The sequence below is a fragment of the Planktothricoides sp. SR001 genome (assembly GCF_001276715.1).
GTDB classification, from domain to species: domain Bacteria; phylum Cyanobacteriota; class Cyanobacteriia; order Cyanobacteriales; family Laspinemataceae; genus Planktothricoides; species Planktothricoides raciborskii.
The window spans coordinates 80,715-90,070 of the sequence record NZ_LIUQ01000028.1 but is presented as its reverse complement, the minus strand read 5'-3'; the positions used below and the strand labels follow the sequence as shown (position 1 = coordinate 90,070).

The following is a 9,356-nucleotide window of genomic DNA, read 5'->3' as shown; positions in this document are numbered from 1 at the left end:
CCAAAGAATCCCTACCCAAAGAATCCCTACCCAAAGAATCCCTACCCAACAACCAACAACCAACAACCAACAACAAACCGATGATAATTCCCTCAAAACGCGCTTTTTTACTGCTGGGACTGGGGATGGCGATCGCCCTATTTGCTGCCCAGTGGTTTACTCAGTCAGTGGCCCTAATGATGACCCTGGGATTTGATGGACTGATTTTGGGGATGGTGTTTCTGGATGGATTCCGGGTCAAATTTCAGCGCGGGGAAATTTCTCGGACTCCTTTGGGCAAATTATCCATTGGGCGAGATAATCCGGTCACTTTGACGGTGCGATCGCCAGCTACCACTGCCCAGATTTCGATCCGCGATGGCTATCCTCTCCAATTCAAAGTATCGGCTAAAGAACTGCAAGCCACGTTAACGGCGAATAGCAGTCAAGAACTGACTTATACGGTTCACCCAGGGGATCGCGGTCAATTTGAATGGGGCGATATTCAAGTGCGACAGTTGGGGCAGTGGGGTTTGGCATGGCATCAGTGGTCAGTGAAGCAGCCGCAAACGGTGGCGGTATATCCCGATTTGGTGGGATTGCGATCGCTGACGATTCGCTTAACCTTGCAATCCACGGGCAGTTTGCGATCGTCTCGACGGTTTTCTATGGGAACGGAATTCGCCGAACTGCGGGAATATACCCAAGGGGACGATCCTCGGATGATTGATTGGAAAGCCACCGCCAGACGCACCGGCTTATCTGGGCATAATCCCCTACAGGTGCGGGTTTTGGAGGCGGAACGAGAACAAACTTTAATCATTTTGCTCGATCGCGGACGGTTGATGACGGCGCGGGTGAAGGGATTGCAGCGGTTTGATTGGGGGCTGAATGCCGCCCTGGGTCTGGCTTTGGCGGGGTTGAATCGGGGCGATCGCGTGGGAGTTGGGGTTTTCGATCGCGAGGTCGTGACATGGATGCCCCCGGAACGGGGTCAACACCAACTCAGTCACCTCCTGGAACGTCTCACCCCCATTCAGCCGGTGCTTTGGGAACCGGACTATATGGGGGCTGTCACCAAAGTGGCCAAACAACAAAGCCGAAGAGCCCTGGTAGTCTTAATTACAGATATTATTGATGTCACCGCCTCCGCAGAATTGCTGGCAGCCATGCAGCGGTTAGCCCCCCGTTATCTGCCGTTTTGCGTCACCCTCCGCGACCCTCAAGTCGATGCGATCGCCCATACCTCCACCCTGGAAATCCCTCAAACTTACGAACGTGCGGTTGCCCTTGATTTGCTGGCACAACGTCAGGTTGCCTTTGCCCAATTGCGCCAAAAAGGGGTTTTAGTTCTTGATGCCCCTGCCCATGAAATTAGCGACCAATTAGTCGATCAATATTTAAGATTAAAAGCGAGAAATCAGTTGTGAGGAAAGAGGATAAAAATTAAGGCAAAAAATTAACGTTTCCGCCTACAATACATAAAAAATACCCCAAATATTCCCAGGCCGATAATATATTTCAAAATATCAGGAATGGCGGGATTTGGGGATAAAAATCCTTCAATGATTCCGGCAGTAATTAACATTGGCACGATGCCAAACAGCAGTTGAATGGCTTGGGAACCATAGAAACGCAATGCCGCTGCCCGTTGATATTTTCCCGGAAATAATAACCCTCTGGCAATCAGCAATCCCGCACCACCAGCAAAAAATATGGCCGGTAATTCTAGGGCGCCGTGGGGAAAAACAAATGCCCAAAATGGATAGGCTAAATTATTTTGTCCTACTAAGGTGGCGATCGCCCCAATATGTAATCCATTGAAAACTAGAATATAAACAGTCACAAGACCGGCAGTGATTCCTCCGCCAATGGCGCTAAAGGCAACCTGTAAATTATTCTGCATAATTGAAGTCGATGCTAAGGGTTCCCACCCGACAATAGAACCCATCCACAATTCGCCGCGATCGCGCACTTTTTCGATTAAACTTTCCGGCACCATTAATGATAGAAACATCGGGTCTTGCCATGCATACCACCAAGCGACTAAAACCCCCAAGAGAAACAGCCCAGTAGCGATCGCAATATAGGGAAACGTTTGCTGCACTAACTGAGGGAAACCCCAAAGGCAAAATTCCCAAGCTTTCTGCCATTCTTGTCGTCGAGAACCTTGATAAATTTGGTTATAACTGCGAGAAGTTAGTTGCTGCAATTCTTGGATTACCGCATTGCCCACATTGTAAGTCTTTGCCCGGGCTAAGTCCCCAGAAAGCGATCGATACAAACTGGCCATCTGCCGCACCTCATCGGCATTTAAGCGAGACATCCCTTTTTTTTCAGCTTTTCTTAACAATGTTTCTAATTGTTTCCAGTTAGTTTCCCTGCGGGCAATCCAACGGCGAATATTCATAAAACTCGATGAAATATTGATAGATTATTGCTGATTATTGCTAAATTTTGCTAAATTTTGCTAACATAAGCCTCCCTATTTCTCTAGGGTAGCGTAAGATCGCGATCGAACAATCTTACCTGGGAGCATCAAACCAATGGCTAATACTCCATTAAAACCCATGACTGTGGGAAATGTGGTTAGTGCGGGACTTCGCCTTTATCGCGATCGCTTTTCTACCTACTTCCCGATTGGTGTCACCGCCAGCTTATGGGCATTAATCCCTATTTTAACGCTTCTACCGATTCCTTTTCTAATTTTTTTCCAGCAAATCAACCCATCAATTCTCTGGGCTGCCAGTCCTATCTGGCTAATCTTATTAATTTTTACATCGGCTAAATCGATTACAAACCTAGCCTTAATTTGCCGCTTGGCTTTTGGAGTTTTAACCAATAAACCGGAAACCGTTAAAGAAGCCAGTGCTCATGTCATGCCGAAAATCTGGAAATTGTGGCTGGCTTCTTTTTTCGCATTTTTACTAATTATGGCAGTTAGTCTGGGTTTTGCTGTGGTGATGGGATTCGGATCGGGCATAGTCGTAGGCATTCTTATTGGCTCACAATCTTCTCCCCTAGCTTATTGGATAGCTGGATTATTGGCATTATTTATTATAGCAGCTTTCTTGATTTTTTACATCCGATTTACAATTGGATTGTCCCTGATTGAAGTGCCATTAGCGATCGAGCATAATTTAACTGCTTGGGGAACAGTTCAAAGAAGTCAAAAGCTGACCAAAGGCTATGCTGGGAAAATTTTTACAATTTTTATCGTCGCCGGATTGATTTTTGTACCCCTGCAAATGGTCGTTAACGTTTTATCCGATCTCATCCAAAGAACTCTGATCAACACTTTAGCTATGGATCAAAACTCACCAATTTTTATTACCATATCTTTCTTGGTTGCTTACATCCTGGGCATTCTATTTGGGATGGTCTTAGTCCCCTTTTACCAAATCATTAAATCTACTATATATTATGACCTTTGCACTCGAAAAGAAGGATTAGACATGAAATTGAGCAATGAGTAAATTTAGCGCTCATTTCGGTGGGAATAAATAAAACCCAATGTTTTTATCCTGTGGGCATATTTCCAGATTAATAAATTAGATAATAATTAAATAATGCAGCAGTAGGGGCGAAGCATTCGGGGCAGCCAACTAATGCTTACCATAGCAAAGCCATTACCCGGTAAGCGAAGCTATGCCCGTAGGGCTTTATGCTTCGCCCTTCTCGAAACGCCCGTACTACAAAAAAGTTCCTGATTGATCCTTCCCGTTCCAAGGGCGCGAAGCGCTGTAAATTAATCAATTAAATCATCCCATGAATATCTTCAATCGAGTTAAAATTCAAACCCCAGAAAGTGTAGAACTTGAGTTTACCTTAGCCGGCATCGGCAGTCGGACTTATGCTTTATGCCTTGACTATTTATATTGGTTGCTGAGTTTGGTGATTTTAATCATATTATACTTAATCTTTTTCGCCATATCAGTCAATTTTTTACAAGACCTATTGGGCGGCGATCGCCTTGAGCTTTGGGGATTTGCCATTCTGGGCTTAATCTTTTTCTTTGTCTATGTGGGTTATTTTGCTTTTTTTGAAACCTTATGGCAGGGACAAACCCCAGGGAAAAGACAGGCAAAAATTAGGGTGATTCGTGATGATGGTAGACCCGTTGGCTTGCCACAAGCAACCTTAAGATCGTTGCTAAGACCCGTGGATGATTTATTATTTATTGGTATGTTTATGATTATGTTCGGCCAGCGAGAAAAACGCATCGGTGATTGGGTAGCTGGAACCTTGGTAGTACAGGATGAAGAAGCAGTAGCCTCGGCGGAATTTTCCTTTTCAGAAAAAGCTGATTCTCTGGCAGATCGCCTCTTAGAAGCTACGGATATCTCTGGGTTAAGCCCAGATGATTTTGCTCTAATTCGCGAGTATTTACGCCGTCGTTCCAGTCTTTTTTCCGAGGCAAAAGTTGAACTCAGCTATCAGATAACCCAACGGGTACAAACCGCCCTAAATTTAGAAAAAATGCCCAAAGGAGTTACAGCGGAGTTATTCTTAGAAGCTGTATATTTAGCCTATCAAAAACGATAAATATGGAAAAAGAAACCGGGTTTATGGGTAGTTTCATAAACCCGGTTTTTCGAGGCTTTCTCGGTTGAGTTTAAATTGACTTATTTTCCACTACAATAATCGGCAATGTACTTGTTGCTAACACCGCTTGCAAATCCGACCCAACTAACACATGATCATCGGCACGATCGCCGCGTTTACCCATGACAATTTCTGCTGCATTATATTCTTGAGCAATGCGAATAATTTCTGCGGGTACGTCTCCATCAGTAGTAATAAATTGATGGGGAATATCTGCCAGGAGTTGCTTGCTGCGATTCCGCAATTTTTCTACTTCTTGGATATCTTCTCCTACGCGCACATGGAGCACCACCACTTCCCCATCACTGCGACGGGCTAATTCTGCCGCTTTGGTTAAAGTCTCCGTGGCAATTGCCGAAGTATCTACCGCAGCTAATAAAATAATGTGACGGGAAACTGCGACTTTAGTGGGGTCAACTTCACCCTTTTCTAACAGTTTGGGAGCAAAAGTGGGAATTGCCCAAGCCCCCAAGGGTGCGGTGACTAAAATCGACAAAGCGGCGATCGCTAAAATCGTGTCTCCTCCTTGAATTCCTTGGGCTAGGGGAATAGCCCCAATCGCCGCTTGTACCGTGGCTTTGGCGGAATTTCCCGGCAGCAAAAACAGCCGTTCTTTCCAACTCCAGTTACTCCCCAAAGTGGACAGATACCAACCCAGCGATCGCCCCACCAAAGTGCCGATCGCCAACACCAGCAGTCCCACCAGCAAGCGATCGCCCAAAACATTCAGTTGAATACTAGCCCCCAGCAACACAAAAAGGACAATTTCCGCCACCACCCATAAGCTATCAAAACCGACTCGCAACCGTCGGGCTAAGGGGGTATCCATTTCTATTAGAAAAAATCCCGTCACCATCACCGCTAAATAGCCGGAAAATACAGGAAAATCTTCGCTTAATACCACCAAAAATAGGGCAAAACTGGCGGCAACCAGAGCATCCAAAACCTTATTTTGCATCCATTTTTGTTGCGACAGCAGAAACACCAAAATTCGCGCCATCAACCAACCTAACAATACCCCTAAACCAATTTGGGCAATGATTTGAAACGGCAATAATTGCAAGGGACTGAGGGTAATTCCACCGGGCAAAGTCAAGCTGGTGGCGGTATTTTGAGACAGAAACGCCAGCAGCAAGCTAAACACCAAAAGCAGCAATACATCCGATAAGGCACTTCCGGTTAAAATCGCATCGGGAATTCCTTTTTTCACCCCCCATCCCAGGCTTTTTAACCGCAACATTCCGGGGACAATCACTGCTGGGGACTCGGCACTAATCACGCAGCCCAGCAACAATCCGGTAGCTAAGTCAAATTTGAATAGCCAAACCGCCGCCACCGCAACGGCGATCGCTTCACAAGCTGCCGGTAAGAACCCTAGTCTTAACGCCACAGTCCCTTGTTGAGACAGCTTTTCCCGGTCTAGACCCAACCCTGCTTTCATCAAAATCACCATCACGGCGATCGTCCGCAGGGAGTCCGCTGCCCCCAGCACTTCCCCACTAATCACATTGCCCATTTGGGGGCCGAGGAGAATACCGACCAGGGTCATGCCCACCAATGCCGGTGCTCTTAGCCGTCGAGCAATCTGCCCCACGAAACAACCCATCAATAAAATCCAGATAATGCTTTCTAACATATCGTCACGTTAATTTGAATGTGTGGAAATTTAAAGTTGTGGAAAAACGTGACTTGTGGCAGAAAGAGTAATCAGAACCCAAAGCCCCTACTCTTCCGCAACAAGCCGGAATAGTAGGAGCCATCAGCCTTGGTCTGGTCAAATTCTTGGCAAATTCTTGGCAAACTTACGGCGGTTTTGGCGAGCCCCATCGCCATCATTATTTTTATAGCATAAAAAGGGAAAATAAACAAGTAGTAAATCATAAAGAAACCGGGTTTCTGTTGTGAATATTAGAGTTAACGGTGGATGTACCATAAGAAACCCGGTTTCTGGCGCAAATAAACAAGCTAAAAAAGAAACCGGGTTTCTGTTGTGAATATCAGAGTTAACGGTGGATTTCTAACAAGAAACCCTGTTTCTGAGTCCAGTGATGGCGATCGCTTAAGGATCAATCATTCTTTTAAGTCCCCTTAAAATGGGATCGTATTCTTCGGGAGTTAGTCTTCCCCAATACTCTGTAATTCTGGTGAAATCTAAAACTCTGATCTGATCTAATAATGCAATAGAGGGCTGACGCAATCCAGCAGTTCCGGCGGGAAATTTAGGATATAAATCAGGGGAATCATTCGCCCATGCTTGCCCTCGATCGCTGGTGATTGGCACCAAAATGACTAATGGAAAACGCGGATTCCCGACTCGATTGGGCAACCCCACTACAATTGCCGGTCGTTGTCCTTCTTGTTCATGGGCTTGAGGATTTTGTTGGGGAAATCGCGCCGTAACAATATCCCCAATTTGCAAAGATAAAATGGTCATTCTTCTCCTATAACTAAACCAACACCCTCCACATAATTCACCGGCTTACCCGATCCTAATTCTCCCGCTTGCCATTCGTAAGCATCGTATTCACTTAGCCGAGATAAATCTTGATTTAACCAAGCATCTTCCGCGTCTGATTCGAGGATTTGGTCTAAACCGAATTTAGAAATCAATTGCTCGATGCGTTCAAATTCAGCAATGGGAATTTGCACGGCGATCGCCTGTTTATTTTGATCAAATACATAACTTTTATTAATTTTTAACATGAGACAGAAGGCTCCTTGACTACTTACTTTATAATATAAAAAACAGATGGTTAAAAGAATGGTAAAATATTCAGAATATTGTCAATTTTTTGGCCAACTTACTGCGGTTTTGGCGAGCCCCATCGCCATGATTATTTTTATAGCATAAAAAGGGGAAATAAACAAGTAGTAAATCATAAAAAAACCGGGTTTATGTTGTGAATATTAGAGTTAACGGTGGATCTACAATAAGAAACCCGGTTTCTGGCGCAAATAAACAAGCTAAAAAAGAAACCGGGTTTCTGTTGTGAATATCAGAGTTAACGGTGGATTTCCCACAAGAAACCCGGTTTCTGGGTTCCGGTTTCTAGCTTAAGCTTGAAGTTTGCGGAAAATCCCTGTCATTTGAATGCCGGTGATTAATAAAGCCAGCAAACTTGCGCCAACCAGCAACACATAAAAAGACTTGAAAGTATTACCCAAATATGAGCCTTGATGAATTTCTAACAGGATAGAAGCTTGCTCGCGAGATAGACCAAACCAAGCCCTCCCTAGACGATAACCAACGCCGGTGATGGCGCTAAGAAATAGGGGCAAAAATGCGATCGGGGAGAGCACGCGATGAACCCATCTCCAGTCTTTTTTTGGCTGAAATTTTGATGCTTTACGCTGCCATTTGATCATGGTGAAACCTGTGAAAATCATGCCCAATAATCCCAGCCCAACTAATAATACATAAACCGGAACTAGGGGTTTGCCAAGAAATCTCCCTTCGTGAAGATTGAGCAAAAATCCAGAGATTTGTCCAGAAATACCAAACCAATTTCTGCCCAGTTGGTAAGCGACGCCGGTTAATGCAGAAAGAAATAAGGGAATAAAGACAATGGGAGCAGATTTTCGGTGAAGTTTGCGGAAGTTAATCATCAGAATTACCTAATTTTTACTAAAAAAACAATCAAATAACGGTAGAGGCATAATTACCAGATTGAAATATGCCAAAAAGTTTCAGGAAAAAATTGATGTTATTCAACCAATACCCAACTTTTCATGGCGGTGTTTTTTCCTTTGACTTGATGGGTTCGGCAATGCTTAACTTCTATTGCCTAGAAATTAACCTATAAAAGCAGATAAGCGATCGCTGTAGTGGATGATTTTTTTGGATAATTTGGCTAATTTGGCAATTTTAGGCATTGATAAATACCCTAAAACATATAAAATATCCCTGAACAGAAAAAACTGAATATTTTTAGATGAATCTTCCTAAAAAATAGTGATTGTTGGATAATTTTGCTTAAATTTCCACCCATTGCCGCAGTAAGTTGGCGTGGGTTTTGCAGAGTAAATCAAATTCTACGGTTTTGCCATATTGCTCAAATATTGACTTTCTCACCGTATCCAGTTCAAAGAGAATTTCTCGTTGCTGAACATCACGAACCAAACTTTGAACCCAAGTCACCGCAGCGAAACGAATTCCCTGGGTTACTTCAGTAACTTGATGGAGAAATGTAGAAGGATAAACAATCATTGACCCAGCCGGAAGTTTAAAAGATTTTTCTCCAAGACTGGTATCGATGACTAATTCACCTCCTTGATAAGTATCTGGATCGCTGAGAAATAAAGTCAGGGATACATCCGATCGCGCCAATTCGCGATCGCCCATAATTGCATTATCCGTATGCCAACCATAAGACATTCCCGGTTCATAACGACTAAACAAAATTGGCCGAATTGTTTTGGGACGAACGGCGGCTTTAAATAGGGGATTTTGGGCGATCGCATTATGCACAATTTCCCTCAAATTTTTGGCGGCATCCGTATCTCCTTTCAATTGATAGTTATCTTTAACGGTTTTCGCATACTTCCCAGCGGTGAGTTTACCATCGACAAACTCAGCATCTTTGAGAATGCGATGAATTTCTTCTATCTGTTCTGGGGTGAGAACGCGATCGATACATAAAATCATGGGATTAATGCCAAATTTAGCTAAAAAAGATTGATGATTTCATCTGGATTAATGATTTGAAAATATAGGGAGGGATACCCTAGCCAAGATATAGCGTTTATGATCCCGATGAAGTACAGAGGTTTTC

9 protein-coding genes and 1 riboswitch are annotated in these 9,356 nt (G+C 44.0%); of the genes, 3 read left to right on the top strand and 6 right to left on the bottom strand.

Annotated features, from left to right (window positions below):
• Window positions 1-1,409 (top strand): DUF58 domain-containing protein (locus AM228_RS17020; RefSeq protein WP_369817755.1); only part of this gene is annotated, 1,409 nt, incomplete at its 5' end.
• A gap of 29 nt (window positions 1,410-1,438) precedes the next feature.
• Here AM228_RS17020 and AM228_RS17015 read toward each other — a convergent pair.
• Complete coding sequence (locus AM228_RS17015) at window positions 1,439-2,389, bottom strand: stage II sporulation protein M (protein ID WP_054467381.1); 951 nt, start codon at window positions 2,387-2,389, stop codon at window positions 1,439-1,441.
• A 136-nt stretch (window positions 2,390-2,525) separates the two neighbouring features.
• On the opposite strand from AM228_RS17015, the gene AM228_RS17010 reads away from it, so the two are divergent.
• Both AM228_RS17010 and AM228_RS17005 read left to right on the top strand, forming a co-directional pair.
• Window positions 2,526-3,455 (top strand): hypothetical protein, encoded by a 930-nt coding sequence (locus tag AM228_RS17010; protein WP_054467378.1) that lies wholly within the window; start codon window positions 2,526-2,528, stop codon window positions 3,453-3,455.
• A 292-nt stretch (window positions 3,456-3,747) separates the two neighbouring features.
• Complete coding sequence (locus tag AM228_RS17005; RefSeq protein ID WP_054467376.1) at window positions 3,748-4,524, top strand: RDD family protein; 777 nt, start codon at window positions 3,748-3,750, stop codon at window positions 4,522-4,524.
• Window positions 4,525-4,594: 70 nt separating this feature from the next.
• Here the strand turns inward: AM228_RS17005 and AM228_RS17000 are convergent, their stop codons facing one another.
• From AM228_RS17000 to AM228_RS16980, 5 genes are all read right to left on the bottom strand, one after another.
• Entirely contained in the window at window positions 4,595-6,220 is a 1,626-nt protein-coding gene (locus AM228_RS17000) for a sodium:proton antiporter (protein WP_054467374.1), read from the bottom strand.
• A gap of 107 nt (window positions 6,221-6,327) precedes the next feature.
• A riboswitch (Fluoride riboswitch) is annotated at window positions 6,328-6,424 on the bottom strand.
• Window positions 6,425-6,643: 219 nt separating this feature from the next.
• Window positions 6,644-7,018 carry a type II toxin-antitoxin system PemK/MazF family toxin gene (locus AM228_RS29790; protein ID WP_072160806.1) on the bottom strand — a complete coding sequence of 125 codons (375 nt, stop codon included), beginning with the start codon at window positions 7,016-7,018 and terminating at the stop codon, window positions 6,644-6,646.
• Complete coding sequence (locus AM228_RS16990) at window positions 7,015-7,287, bottom strand: hypothetical protein (protein ID WP_054467371.1); 273 nt, start codon at window positions 7,285-7,287, stop codon at window positions 7,015-7,017. Before AM228_RS16990 ends, AM228_RS29790 begins: the two co-directional genes overlap by 4 nt.
• 351 nt (window positions 7,288-7,638) lie before the next feature.
• Entirely contained in the window at window positions 7,639-8,190 is a 552-nt protein-coding gene (locus tag AM228_RS16985) for a PepSY domain-containing protein (protein ID WP_054467369.1), read from the bottom strand.
• Window positions 8,191-8,557: 367 nt separating this feature from the next.
• Entirely contained in the window at window positions 8,558-9,229 is a 672-nt protein-coding gene (locus AM228_RS16980; RefSeq protein WP_054467367.1) for a Fe2+-dependent dioxygenase, read from the bottom strand.
• Between the last annotated feature and the right edge of the window lie 127 nt (window positions 9,230-9,356).